This is a genomic window from Paenibacillus endophyticus, from assembly GCF_014192395.1.
Taxonomy (GTDB): domain Bacteria; phylum Bacillota; class Bacilli; order Paenibacillales; family Paenibacillaceae; genus Pristimantibacillus; species Pristimantibacillus endophyticus.
Genome location: NZ_JACHXW010000002.1, coordinates 599982 through 613240, shown reverse-complemented (window position 1 = coordinate 613240; position 13259 = coordinate 599982). Strand labels below are relative to the sequence as shown.

Annotated in this window: 11 protein-coding genes; 8 read left to right on the top strand and 3 right to left on the bottom strand. The window is 48.1% G+C overall.

All coding sequences use genetic code 11. The features are described from left to right. Position 1 precedes the first annotated feature (1 nt). Positions 2-556, top strand: a complete 555-nt coding sequence (locus tag FHS16_RS05405; protein ID WP_183559598.1) for a hypothetical protein — start codon at positions 2-4, stop codon at positions 554-556. Between the two features lie 64 nt (positions 557-620). Further along, positions 621-1145 carry a YfiT family bacillithiol transferase gene (locus FHS16_RS05400; protein WP_183559596.1) on the top strand — a complete coding sequence of 175 codons (525 nt, stop codon included), beginning with the start codon at positions 621-623 and terminating at the stop codon, positions 1143-1145. A 277-nt stretch (positions 1146-1422) separates the two neighbouring features. Here the strand turns inward: FHS16_RS05400 and FHS16_RS05395 are convergent, their stop codons facing one another. Then, positions 1423-2205, bottom strand: coding sequence for an alpha/beta fold hydrolase (locus tag FHS16_RS05395; protein ID WP_183559594.1), 783 nt, complete (start codon positions 2203-2205; stop codon positions 1423-1425). Between the two features lie 345 nt (positions 2206-2550). Here FHS16_RS05395 and FHS16_RS05390 point away from each other — a divergent pair, with 345 nt between their 5' ends. After that, positions 2551-3840, top strand: coding sequence for an FAD-binding protein (locus tag FHS16_RS05390; protein WP_183559592.1), 1290 nt, complete (start codon positions 2551-2553; stop codon positions 3838-3840). Positions 3841-4134: 294 nt separating this feature from the next. Here FHS16_RS05390 and blaOXA read toward each other — a convergent pair whose 3' ends face one another. Then, entirely contained in the window at positions 4135-4935 is an 801-nt protein-coding gene (gene blaOXA / locus FHS16_RS05385; RefSeq protein WP_376769653.1) for a class D beta-lactamase, read from the bottom strand. 150 nt (positions 4936-5085) lie between these two features. Between blaOXA and FHS16_RS05380 the strand changes: the two genes are divergently transcribed. Further along, on the top strand, positions 5086-6468 hold the full coding sequence (locus FHS16_RS05380; RefSeq protein ID WP_183559587.1) for an aminotransferase-like domain-containing protein: 1383 nt from the start codon (positions 5086-5088) through the stop codon (positions 6466-6468). Positions 6469-6565: 97 nt separating this feature from the next. Here FHS16_RS05380 and FHS16_RS05375 read toward each other — a convergent pair whose 3' ends face one another. Then, positions 6566-7756 (bottom strand): hypothetical protein, encoded by a 1191-nt coding sequence (locus FHS16_RS05375; protein WP_183559584.1) that lies wholly within the window; start codon positions 7754-7756, stop codon positions 6566-6568. 121 nt (positions 7757-7877) lie between these two features. Between FHS16_RS05375 and FHS16_RS05370 the strand changes: the two genes are divergently transcribed. From FHS16_RS05370 to FHS16_RS05355, 4 genes are all read left to right on the top strand, one after another. Beyond that, a complete protein-coding gene (locus FHS16_RS05370; RefSeq protein WP_376769650.1) occupies positions 7878-8867 on the top strand; it encodes a VanW family protein in 990 nt (329 codons plus the stop codon). A 124-nt stretch (positions 8868-8991) separates the two neighbouring features. Continuing rightward, positions 8992-9738, top strand: a complete 747-nt coding sequence (locus FHS16_RS05365) for a response regulator (protein ID WP_183559582.1) — start codon at positions 8992-8994, stop codon at positions 9736-9738. Between the two features lie 162 nt (positions 9739-9900). After that, a complete protein-coding gene (locus tag FHS16_RS05360; protein ID WP_183559741.1) occupies positions 9901-11226 on the top strand; it encodes an ABC transporter substrate-binding protein in 1326 nt (441 codons plus the stop codon). A gap of 80 nt (positions 11227-11306) precedes the next feature. Further along, positions 11307-13088, top strand: a complete 1782-nt coding sequence (locus FHS16_RS05355; RefSeq protein ID WP_183559580.1) for a sensor histidine kinase — start codon at positions 11307-11309, stop codon at positions 13086-13088. The last annotated feature ends 171 nt before the right edge of the window (positions 13089-13259 follow it).

The following is a 13259-nucleotide window of genomic DNA, read 5'->3' as shown; positions in this document are numbered from 1 at the left end:
AATGTTTGATATTAAATATGAAATCTTTGAAGATGATATCCTTGAGTTTCGAATAATTGATCTCCAAACTTTTAAAGAAGAATATAATCAAATATACGGTTGTTTTACCATTATCATAAACGGGATTGAATATTTATCATATCCTTCTCCTGAAATGGGACTAGAGACGAAGCGGATTTATTCTGAGCTAATTTTGACTCATTTTGATTTTCTTATCGATGTGTATTACCAACTTCAAAAAAACAACTATGTCGTATTAAAGTATATTGAAAACCCTCAGACATGGCTCGAGTTCATTAAAGAAGGAAATGAACTTATCGTTAGTCAGTTAAATCTAGAAATTCATGAGGGCCCATTAATTCGAACTAAAAGAAAATTATTTATTAACGCATTAAAAGAAGAAATTATCAACGAGACAATACTCTTTGGAGATTTTGAAAAAGAACTTATTTCAAAATCCAAGGAATTAATAAAAACATTACAAGAATTAAATAAAAAAATTCTTACAGCAAATTGTTTTACCAAGATTAAATTATTTGCTGCTCTAAAGCGTTAAGCTAGCGGACAGGAATATGCAATTTTATTCCAGAATTTAATAAGGGAATGGAGGAGATAAGGTTATGGATACATTGCGTTATCCGATTGGACAATTCATTACGTTGCAGGAACCTACAAATGAGCAACGCAATCAATTCATTGAATCTATAGCCGGAATGCCCGCTAAACTTCGGCAAGCGGTAGAGGGTTTGGTATTAGAACAACTGAATACGCCTTACCGTCCTGGGGGATGGACTTTGCAACAAGTTGTCCATCATTTAGCCGATGCTAAGATGAATGCCTATATTCGTTTCAAACGTGGTTTAACCGAAGAGCATCCAGTTGCGGGAACATTTCGAGAAGAATTGTGGGCACAGTTGAACGATTATAAGGATACACCGGTCGAGACTTCTATATTGCTTATAGAAGCCCTTCACAGCAGGTTTGTGACACTATTATTGAAATTGCTGCCTACGGACTTTAAAAGGGTAGTTACAAGTCCAACGTATGGTGATATGACTTTAGATACAGCTGTTCAAAGGTATTCATGGCATGCTTATCACCATATCGCACAGATAACTTCACTTCGAGAACATATGGGATGGTAAATTGATATCTGGATTGACGTTATTTTAACAATCACCATAACGAGGCTGCCGGTATGATATGGCAGCCTCGTTGAGCTAACGGACAGATTTGCTCCATAACCACCTTTTACTTATGGTACAATTTGCGGGTAAAGGGGAGTTTGAATTGACATCTATTATTAATCTAAATAGCTATGTGTTTTTAGAGTGCATTTCATTGAGTGAACATGAACAGCTATATGGAGATCCTAAGGCGCAACCATAAAAGGGAGAAATGATTGACCATAAACAGGGGCAATCATTGAATAAATTGCATCAAGGTCTGGTTAAAGTTATCGCGTTCGTCCAGAAAAGGAACATGACCACTATATTGGAACGGGACCAAGAACGAATTGCGGATGAGCTTATTGGTTTCCTGGGCATTGGTGAACGGAACGACTTTGTCATGCACGCCGTTAATAATCAGCGTCGGCACGTTTATTTTCCCAAGATCGTTTCGCACGTTCTCGTCTCTTAACGTAACCATGACGGCCGCAGTCGACCAACCCGCTGCTTGCAATCCGATTTGAAAGAACCAATTCGAGAAAGGCTCTGTAATATATTTGAAGAAAAAGGAATCTGTTAATCCTGCAAGCATTTGGGGCCGATCGGACAACGTTCCCGCAATGAATCGATTAGCATCTTGTTGCGGTACGGAACCCGGAGATTGGGCGTCGATTAGAACAAGCTTGGATACCCCGAAGCTTTGATGTCTTGCCAGGTAGCGGATCGCTAGCGCTCCGCCTGCTGAATGCCCCGCCAGCGTTATGTTTTGTAATTTCAACGTCTCGATTACGACGCGGATGTCGTCCGATAATCTATCTAAGCTGTACCCGGTGAAAGGCTTATCCGAGTTCCCGAACCCTCGCCAATCCATGCCGATGCACCGGACGCCCAGGGACGGAAGAATATCGAATTGGTATTCAAACTGTTTGTGGCTTAAAGGCCAGCCGTGAATAAACAAGATCGTCCTGTTCCCCGTCGGATTTAAATCCTGTACGAATACCCGTACTCCGGGTTCTACTGTGATAAAGTATTCCACGATGTCCCTCCTAGGCTGAATTGAAACACCTCAGAAATATATTGGAACGATCTTAATTTTATACCTAATGATTTGGCTAGGTCAGCAATAACATACTCATCCGCAACATCCTGGCTAGTCTGTTAATCAGCGTCCAAGGCGATCGGGTATACAATTATCCGCCTGGCGCGCAGGAAGACGCTTATCCTCTATAAATTCAATCTTCGGATAGTCAACTTATCGTGTGGAATTTTATTTATGAGACCTAGTACGGGCAGGATACTCCTATATAATGTGGAATATTTTTTATAGCATAACAATCAATTTGCACAGATCTATCATTCGATTTAGCGGGAGTGTATGTGTTTGGAAAATAATAGAAACTGGGCAGGCAATTATAAGTATAGCGCTTCGGAACTTCATGTTCCGGAAACCGTTGAACAAATACAAGAATTAGTAGCTCGTAGCAGTAAAATAAAGGCGCTTGGCACCCGTCATTCGTTCAATGGAATCGCTGATTGTACCGAGAGCCTTCTCTCTCTTCACAAGCTTAATCGAGTCATTGAATTAGACCAAAAACGCAATAAGGTTACGGTTGAAGCCGGCATTAGATTCGGAGAACTGTGCGATTATTTGCATGGGTACGGCTATGCGTTGCACAATTTGGCGTCGTTGCCGCATATTACCATTGCAGGTGCTTGCTCAACGGCAACACATGGTTCTGGTGACCGGAACGGCAATCTTGCTACAGCGGTTCATTCCTTGGAAGTTGTCCAAGCGGATGGGGAGAAGGTCGTTTTCTCCCGTGATCAACAAGATGGGCTCCTCGCAGGAGCGGTCGTAGGGCTTGGGGGACTGGGGATTATCACACAAATCACTCTAGATGTGATTCCTACGTTTCAGATGAGTCAGTATGTATTCGAAAATATGCCTTTAGCGCAGCTTAATGATCATTTCGACGATATCTTCTCTAGTGCTTACAGTGTTAGTCTTTTCACGGATTGGAAGACAAACGCTTTCAATCAAGTCTGGTTAAAGCGGAAAATATCTGATTATGAACCAGCCGGGGACAATTCCGAATTTTTTGGCGCCATGCATGCAAAAGCGAATCGTCATCCAGTGCCAGGACACTCAGCGGAGAATTGCAGCGAGCAGTTTGGCATCCCCGGGCCATGGCATGAACGGCTGCCGCACTTTCGCATGGATTTCACGCCAAGCGCCGGTGAGGAACTACAAAGTGAATATTTCGTACCGCGCCACTATGCCTATCAAGCACTTTGTGCGATTGACCGAATAAGGGACCATATATCGCCACACCTTTATGTGTCCGAGATTCGCACGATTGCGAAAGACAATCTGTGGATGAGCCCTTGTTACATGGAGGACTCGGTGGCTATTCACTTTACGTGGAAAGCGGATTGGAATCCAGTTGGAAAAATATTGCCACTAATTGAAGAACAGATTGCGCCTTTTCGTGCACGCCCACATTGGGGGAAGTTGTTTGCCATGCCGCCAGTCCATATACAATCATTATATGAGAAATTGCCCGACTTTCAGCAGTTGCTCCTTCAATGCGACCCCCAAGGAAAGTTCTGCAATAGCTTCTTAAAAACATATATTAAGGATAGCTATTCATCGTCACCAAATCAGCGATAGCAGCCGTGGCACAAACAAAACGTTACCCATTTTTCACATACAGCATGGAGAGCTGCATCAGATAGCTATAAGTAGCACTGCGATAAAAGACCATGATAACTCTAAAAAGAAAGGCAGCCGATTCGATATGGCTGCCTTTTCCGTGCTAACGGACAGGCTAGAGCAATGAAGCGCTACTTGGATACTGGTGAGGCAATGAGTGATTATACGAGTTGAAATCATTCCAACCGGTTCTCCCCAGCTCGAGCGTACTGCATCCGATGAACAGCATTTGAGTGATAACATGGAAGGTGCTCACAAAATACTAAGGCGCTTCAAGGCTTCCAACGTGACCATCTTGGCGCTCGTCCCGCTGCTGTCCACGTTAGCAGCGAACACCCAGTCGGTCTTCCCATGCTCTACATAGCCCACATACCAGCCGAGGCCCATGTCAGACAGCCTCGTGCCCGTCTTGCCATGCACGGTGTAGTTGTCCTGGTCGTTATCAATCATGATGCGCTTGACGGTCTTCATCGTCTGTTCCTGAAAGGGCAGCGTCTCCTCCACCAGGTCTTCCATGAAGCCGACCTGCTCCTCCGCCGAGATCTTCAGCGAGCTATCCAGCCAAAAGGCATCGCTGCTCCCGCTAATATCCATATTGCCGTAACGAATGCGATCCACGTAATTCTTCATCCGATCAACCCCGATGTCCCGAGCCATCGCCTGGTAATACCAGATTGCGGATGCACGCATTGCCGAACCAAGCGTATGGTCCCGATTCCACTCCTCGAATGGCCTGACGACATTATCCCACCGCTTCACATCATATTCGTCCCGCACCGCTCCTACCTCGAGTCCGATAAGCGCGTTCGGAATCTTGAACGACGATTCCGGCGTGAACCGCTGCTGGCTGCGTTCGGGATTGCAGACGTAGACGCGATCCGTCTTCAGGTTTTTGACGATCAGGGTACCCTGCACGTCATTAAACAGCTCGTTGCAAGGGAGCTTATTCTCTTTGGGGACAGCATGTACGGGAAGTACGGCACTTCCCGTTGTATTGGCAAATAGCAGGGCGGTTAGCGCCAAGACGACTCTTTTATTCTTTCTCCAGGTAATCAATTTGCATTCCTCCTCGGTCTTCTTCATAATGGCAAAACAGTAAGGATCATGTCGACAACACTGAGTATATAGGAATGTGCGACTAGGCTATACCGGTGTTTATGGTGATTGTACCCGTACAGTTGGCTGGAAGGAGTGATAGGGAAGATGCTGTATGAAGCGATTGTGGAACAGCTCCTGCAGGAAATGAAGGAAGGGAAGCTGAGGCCGGGAGAAAAGCTGCCGTCGATCAGGGAAGCGGCGGAAGCATTCGGTTGCAGCCGAAATACGGTAATTCGGGCATACGGGGAGCTCGAGAAGAGGCACCGGATCTATGCGGTGCCCCAGAGCGGCTATTATATCGTGCACCGCAGCCCCGCTGGGGAGGATGCGAGAGGTGCATTGGAGATGCCTGACGTCATTGATTTCCAGTGGGCAGGCCCGGACCGGAGCGCCATGCCATACCGGGACTTCCAGCACTGCATGAATGAGGCCATCGAGCGGTACCGCGAGGACATGTTTACGTATTCAGAGGGGCAAGGCCTCGCCTCGCTGCGGCTCCAGCTGGCCCGTCATCTGCGGGATTTGCAGGTGTTCACGGTCCCGGACCGCATCTATGTGGTGACTGGCTCTCAGCAGGCTCTGCATTTGCTGGTTGGGCTGCCTTTTCCGAACGGCAAGCGGAACATAGTCGTAGAGCAGCCGGTACATCCCGGCATGGTCGAATCGCTTAGGGGATATGGGGGCAAAGTACACGGCATTTCATACGAGGAAGGCGGCATGGATCTGGGGCGGTTGGAGGCGCTGTTCCGGGATGGGGATATTAAGTTCTTCTACACCGTCTCGCGGTTCCACAACCCAACCGGGTATAGCCACACGAACGAAGCCCGCAAGCGCATGGTTGAGCTGGCGAATCGCTATGACGTGTACATCGTTGAGGATGATTACATGGGCGACCTGGATGGCGATCCCAGGAATGACCCCATGTTCGCTTATGATCCATCCGGGAAAGTCATCTATGTAAAAAGCTTCTCGAAAGTCATGCTTCCCGGCCTGCGCCTTGGACTGGCAGTGCTGCCGGACACACTGCGAGAAAGTTTCCTGCGGGCGAAGGCTGCGGCAGACGTACATTCCCCCCTTTTGACGCAGGGGGCGCTCGAGGTATACCTAGAGAGCGGCATGTTCGCCGCCCACATCGGTCGAATGCGGGAGATATATCGGCGCAAAGCGGTGGTGCTGCAGGAAGCATACCGCAAGCATCTGCCTCCGGGAACTGCTTACACAAGGTCCTTCTCCGGATTCTATACCACGATTGGGCTGCCAGCCCCCCTCCGGGCGCAGGCAGCGGCCGACCACCTGCTGCAGCGCGGAGTGCTGGTTGATCCGGCCCAGCGCATGTACCTGCCGGAATTCCGGCAGGAGGATGTTCTCCGGTTAAGCGTCTCACAGGTGGAGGAAGGGCTCATCGAGCCCGGCATCCGGGCTATCGGTGACGGAATTCGGGAGCTGCTCCGGCAGCGCACGAGAGTGAGGTTTGTGAATCGGGAGTAGCTTGCGTACAAGATTTGCCGTAAAAGGTTATTTTGCCGAATTTAGCTCTTTTGTTCGGCTCCATTTTCTTATTCCTTTCTCTTGTTCATTTTTCAGTTTACGGCTGATCGTTCACCTCTTGGATGTACCATGGCGATTGAGAGGAGGCGCGATTGAATTGGAAAATATAGCTGCCGTTGCGGCGTTGGCCGCTAACCGTGTGAATCGTGACTGGCAGCTTTATTTCGGCTGACAGGCCATCGCCAAAGCTGCTGATCTCCGGCAAGCGGACCTGTTTTCCTTTGGCAGGCAGCTGCACCCTGATAGAAACCCATTGCTGCATATGCTGGATAAAGGCTGCTTGCTTTTCTTCTGGAAGCTTATCTGTGAGCAGCTGGATGATTTCCTCGTCCTTGTGATACAGCGCTTCAACGAAAGTGAGCGCAAGCAGCTGCGGGTCAGCCGAATCCAAATACGGATTTAGGAGTCCAGCTGCTTTGTGCACCATCATTTGATGGGCAGGGTCAGGACGATCGGATTTATGCGTAGAGCTGCCGAGAAAATGAATGCAGAAGTGCCCGGAGAAGCCATTCTCTGGAATGCCGTCACCGCCATGAGGCATGCCGTTCATGGAGGCAGCAAGCCAATGGCCATTCGCACGGATTAGCACCGCTTTTCTTTTCCAGCTCCATTTTCCGTTGTAGATTTGCTTCATAATGCGGGAGTCTTCCTTGGTTATGGGCTGAACGTCTGCATGGTCGCTGCCCGCACGCCGCTGCACGCGGAAAGTAAGGCCTGATTCGAGCTCTGTTACAGAAAAAATCGCTTTATTAGGCAGTATGTCGGTGGATTGCTGCCATGTCAGAAGCTTGCCGTAATGCTGCATTCGCAGTCCTTCCGCGAGTGCAGTCAGATGCTTGGCAAGCTTTGAGGGGAGCTCTATGCTTACTGCTTGTGCTTCATTCCAGAGCTGACCGCTGCGCTCAAGCCGGTATTGTGCTCTTGCTGGAGTTAGATGTGTGATATAGATATCGGGGTAAAACTCTGCTTTTTCAGACGGTTTATGCTTGGCATGGCGGATTGCCTCATCGAGCTCGCTGCGCTCCATGTAGAGCTCGCTTACGAAGGACGCTTGACGCGAGGAGCCCACCGTCATAATCAGCCTGTTTGCATCGTGCAACTGCTCTGTTTTTTTAGGCTTGTGGTGCATCATGCTGCTGCCTTGCTGCGCTTGGCCTCGCTCCGAGAGCGGCAGCAATAAGAATGCGATTAGGAAAATGACCATGAAGCTAGTTCTTGCCTGTTTCATATGCTGCCTCCGCCTTTTTGTTTGATTTTTATTATTTTTGGCTAGATGCCGTTTGTTTATGTAAGAAATCTCCTTGCTTATCAAGGAGCCATCCGCATCAAAATGTATGCAGATTCACGAAATGAATCATACTACCACGAATACTGCGGTTTGGGGGAGATTATCGACAATGGGTCTGCACTGGATTATAGCGATTATGATGATGCTTCAACAGGGAGTCTATGCCGATTCGCTTGTGATTGAACAAGGCGGACAAGCTTTAACCGAGCTGGGACGCGTGGAATACAGCGACTCGTCTGCCGGCATACCGCTGATCGATCACATCAAGCTGGAGGAAGGCATAGCAGCCATCGATAAAAGGGTGCAAAAGCCGGCAATGAACGCCACGCTTGACGGAGCGGGAAGAATTATACCCGAGCATGCAGGCAGCAAGCTGGATCGTCATGCGCTAAAGATACAGTTTTACCGTTTTATCTTTGAAGGCGGATTTTCGCAGCTAGAAGCGCCAATGGAGGTCGTTTATCCTAAAGTCGACAGTGAGCTTCTCTCCGCAATTAAGGTGAAAAAAATCGGCTACTATGCGACCTACTACAATCCGAATAACAAAAACCGCACTCATAATGTCCATTTAGCCGCCCAAGCGATCAATAACTATGTGGTTTTCCCGAATGAACGCTTTTCGTTCAATAAGGTCGTAGGTCAACGGACCAAAGAAAGCGGATATTTGCGTGCTCCCGTTATTGTGAGAGGGGAGATGTCGGAGGATATCGGCGGAGGCATCTGCCAAATCTCTTCCACTCTTTTTAATGCGGCAGATCGGGCTGGACTGCAAATAGTCGAACGGTATTCCCATAGCCGTAACGTCAAGTATGTGCCATCCGGGCGTGACGCTACCGTTAGTTGGGATGGCCCGGACTTTGTATTCAAGAACAAATACGATCATCCGGTTCTCATAAGAGCTTACGCGCATGGCGGGCAAGTCAGCATCGTCATTTGTTCATCTGATGATATCAAACTGAAGCCGCGCCAGGTCCCTAGCGCTTCCAAACAACTGCCGGAGGAAGTGCATCCCGAGGTGGGAGCAGGCAGCACGGACAGGAAACGGGAATAGAACATATCTGTCTATAGGGAGACAGATCAGGCAAATGGATGGAACAGAACTATACATTATGCATATTTGCAGCGCGCTCCCAAAACTCTGATGCTATAATGAGTGCAAAAGGAGGGGCGCGCCGATGTGGAAGGTTTTGCTTGTAGAGGATGAGGTATTCGTTCGCGAATCCATTCGCGAAATTATTCGATGGGAAGAAATGGGCTTTACTTTGACTGGCGAAGCCGGAGACGGATTGGAAGCGCTCTCCCTGATCAAAGAGAATCCCCCGGATCTCGTATTGACTGATATTATCATGCCGCGCATGGATGGTATCGAGCTTCTGAAGGAAGCGAGAATGGCAGGCTGCACGTCCAAGTTCGTCATGCTGACCTGTATGGGCGACTTTGAATACATGCGCCAAGCTATGGAGTTCGGGGCATCCAACTATATATTGAAGCTGTCGATGAGCGTTAAGGACTTGCGGGAAACGTTGCTTAAGATCAATGCAGAGCTGCAGAAGGCGAAGGCGGCTAAGCCGCCCGTTGTTACCGCGACCATACCTTTCGATAAAACACCTCATCCAGAGGTGCGCAAAATTCTTCTCTATATCGAAGAAAACTATGCAAAGGATATTTCGGTCAAGTCGTTGTCGCAATATGTCATGATGGGCGAGAACTATGTAAGCGCGCTGTTCAAGAAGAAGACAGGTCAGACGCTGATTAGCTATTTGCACGAGTACCGCATTGTAAAGGCAACGGAGTATTTGATGCAAACCGACCTGACCGTAACGGATATAGGCGAGCGGGTAGGCTTTATGAACGATAACTATTTCATCAAAATATTTAAGAGAATCACAGGCACAACGCCAAGCCAGTACCGCAAAAGATAGAACAAAACCGTCATGGCGACCTTGATTGCCGAGAACGTTTATGCATATATCTGTTCCATGAATTCAATCGTTTTGTTCCTTAAAAGAAGAACCTCCGGCTTGCTATTCTGTATATGCAACCAAAATCGAATGAACAATCGGGGGGTCAATGCATTGAAAAAAATGAAATGGATAACGCTTTCACTTACATTCGTCATGCTGATCGGGATACTGAGCGCTTGCGCTGGCGGAAGCAGCGAAAAGGGTGACAATCAGCAGAATAACGGCGGATCGAAGGAGAATGGAAGCTCCTCTGCGCCAGTTAAGCTCATGATGTGGGGCGGCGTACCGCCGGAGTCAGGTCCACAGGCAGTCGTTGATGCTTGGAATAAAGAGCATCCTGAGGTACAGGTTGAATACGTGCGTTTCGTTAATGACGATGACGGGAACTTGAAGCTCGATACGGCTTTGCTCACTGGCCAGAACGTCGATTTATTCGTGAATTACACGCTGACGCAAACCCAAAAGCGCATAGATGCAGGGGTTGCACTCGATTTAAGCGGGTTCACCGACTACAACATATTAGAGAAAATGGGCAGCAATGCGGAAGGCTGGCAGGTGAACGGCAAGTTCTATGGCATGCCTACGACGAGAAGCGCGTTTTTTGTAGCCTTGAATAAGGATGCGCTCGATGCGGCGAATCTTCCTGTTCCGAAAGACTGGACATGGGATCAAGCGAGAGAGTATGCCAAAACGCTTAAACCAGCGAATGGCTATGGGCTCGTTCAGCATATGGAGCCGTTTATCGATCCGATCGATGCTGCTCTGACCAAGGAAGGGTACATCAAAGCGGATGGAACATCGAACCTGGACTCACCTAGCGTAACGAAATGGCTGGAGACGATGAACGGCATGATGACGGCTGATCAAACAACTCCACCGCTTGGCGAGCAAATCACATCCAAAATCCCGGTCGAGAATGTGTTTCTTGCAGGCGAATCGCCAATGCTTAATATCGGTGCTTGGCTGCTGAGAAGCTCGAATAATTTCACCGATTTCCCGCGTGACTTTAAGATTGCTTTCGCACCGGTTCCTCGTTTGGTAGAGAATCAAGCAGACTATATCCCTCGCGGCGGGTTGGGCGATTATATATCGATTAATGCCAAATCATCCTATACGAAGGAAGCTTGGGAATTTCTGAAATGGTACGCAGACGGCGGGATGGCGCCGATGGCTTCAGGAGGCAGGCTGCCAGCGTCCAAGGATGCCGATCAAGAGGAAATGCTCACTAATTTGCTTGGCGATAAAGCGGATACGTATGACAAGGAATCACTGATGTACGTATTGTTCGAGGACAAGACACCTACTCATGTTCGCGAGCTTCCACAAGAGGTGACGGACCTGATTACGCAAGAGTACGAGAAGTATTTCTTGGGCAACCAGGATGCCTCGCAGACGACGGCCAATATGGTCAAGCGGCATAATGATTATTTGGAACAAACCAAATAAGCATATAGCTCGTAATAGCTGTCCCTAATCGCCGAATGGCGCTTGGGGACGGTTTTTTGCAAAAGGAGGCATAAGGCAGTATGGGAGAATGGTTACAAAAGCTAATACCGCATAAGCTGAAATATCGTCTGTTTGCTGCTTTTTTTCTGCTTATCCTGCTGCCGTTCGGCATATTGAATGTGTACAACTTCCAGCGCATAGAGTCGGTCATTCAAGAAAAAATTAGCGACCAAAGCCATGAGCAGCTTAAAAACCTGCAGCGCACGCTTCAGGATCAGATAAGCATTGCGTTCAAAGCGCTTATTTTTTTGGAACAGGATACGGTCGTCCGGAATTTACTTAAGACACCTGATGCTGATCGCCTGCTGGAGAACAAGGATGTTATGGAGGAAAAATTCAAAGGCATCAACAACAGCTTTTTCCTGTACAACCCGTCTGTTTATTTCACGCTGCTTGACCTACATGGCCATGTATATACCTCTTATCAGCCCAATGCGACGCTCGATTACGAGGCGCTGCGGCAAAGCCGCTGGTTCGATGAAACGCTGCAGAAGGGTACACCTTACCAATGGGTGCCGAACGACGACAATTATTTGTTCTCTGATCTCTCGAGAAGCGCTACGCTGCTGTCACTCTATGGCGTATTGAGAGATTCACAGCATAAGCCCTATGGGCTGGCCCGGGTCAGCATTGATTATTCGTATTGGTTCAAGTCGATCTTGAACAACTCCTCCGGCGGTCAGGAATATTTTCTTATGACTGGCGGCGGCGAGCCTGTCGCGCAAGGTGCTGACAGCGAGCAGCTGTCGGCAGAGGTGATGGAGCAGATTGTTGCGAGCAAGGAGCCGGAGGGTTACCTCATAGATTCCAGTTCAGAAGCGTTAATCAATTATAGCTATATGGAGTCGCTCGATTGGTACATCGCCAACCGAATTCCTTCTGCGATATTGTTTGATGATCTGTATACGCTCAAGCAGCAATATTTTCTAACCTTTTTTCTCTTTATAATCGCGTTTATATTAATTGCCTTTATGATTGCCTACGGCTTTACGAGGCCATTATCGCATATGCAGAAGAAAATGCGGGAAGCAGTTCGCATGGATTTGAACATTCGGCTGCCGGAGAAGCGCTATAAGGGCGAGGTGCTTGAGCTCGCAAACACCTTTAATACGATGCTGGCTGATATGAACGGCCTGATCCGGCGTTTGAAGGCAGAGGAGCGGGAGAAGGACGCCGTCCATTTCCAAATGCTGCTTGCACAGCTGAATCCGCATTTCCTGTTGAATACGCTGAATACGATGAAGTGGATCGCGCTTCGCAACGAGCAGGATGAAATTGCCGAGATGAGCATGTCGCTCGGAAAATTGCTGGAAACGAGCTTGAATGCCGATGTCGATTTGATTCATTTGCGTGATGAAATGGAGCTTATTCGCGCATATATCTATATTCAACAGATGCGTTACAACCATCGTTTCTCGATTCAGTACGAATATGATGAATCGATTGAATATGCGCTCGTTCCGAAGCTGGCTCTGCAGCCTTTGATTGAAAATGCAATACAGCACGGCATCGCCCACATGACTGAGGGGGGCAACATCCAGATTCGGATCTATAAGCATGAGGAGCATAGCTTAGTCATTGAGGTGCAGGATAACGGAGTTGGGTGCGAGCAGTCTTCGGCTCTGCAGAACGGCAGGAAACGAAAAGGCATTGGACTGAAAAACATCAAGGAGAGACTGAGGCTCCTGTTCAAGGATAAAGGCAGCCTGTATATCGAATCTTCGGAGAACGGAACGCTGGTTAGGCTTCAATTTCCGTTTTTGCTGTCTAGGCCATTCCAAGCAGAAGATTCGGAGCTATAAGCAGGTTATAATGCTTATAGCTCTTTTTTTATACGGTTTGGGATGGCGTGGCGTTTAAGAGGACCGCTAGAGCTGGTTCTGCGCAAATAAGGCTAGCCGCTTAGAGTTGAAACAAATCCCGCTCTGTGTTATTATACAAAACGAACGTTCAGTATAAATAAAACGATGGAG

Excerpts from the sequence above, each read along its gene's own strand:
- FHS16_RS05400 (WP_183559596.1), top strand. The coding sequence starts at position 621 with ATGGATACATTGCGTTATCCGATTGGACAATTCATTACGTTGCAGGAA.
- FHS16_RS05355 (WP_183559580.1), top strand. The coding sequence starts at position 11,307 with ATGGGAGAATGGTTACAAAAGCTAATACCGCATAAGCTGAAATATCGT.
- FHS16_RS05380 (WP_183559587.1), top strand. The coding sequence starts at position 5,086 with ATGCTGTATGAAGCGATTGTGGAACAGCTCCTGCAGGAAATGAAGGAA.
- FHS16_RS05360 (WP_183559741.1), top strand. The coding sequence starts at position 9,901 with ATGAAATGGATAACGCTTTCACTTACATTCGTCATGCTGATCGGGATA.
- FHS16_RS05365 (WP_183559582.1), top strand. The coding sequence starts at position 8,992 with ATGTGGAAGGTTTTGCTTGTAGAGGATGAGGTATTCGTTCGCGAATCC.
- FHS16_RS05405 (WP_183559598.1), top strand. The coding sequence starts at position 2 with ATGTTTGATATTAAATATGAAATCTTTGAAGATGATATCCTTGAGTTT.
- FHS16_RS05370 (WP_376769650.1), top strand. The coding sequence starts at position 7,878 with ATGAATCATACTACCACGAATACTGCGGTTTGGGGGAGATTATCGACA.
- FHS16_RS05375 (WP_183559584.1), bottom strand. The coding sequence starts at position 7,756 with ATGAAACAGGCAAGAACTAGCTTCATGGTCATTTTCCTAATCGCATTC.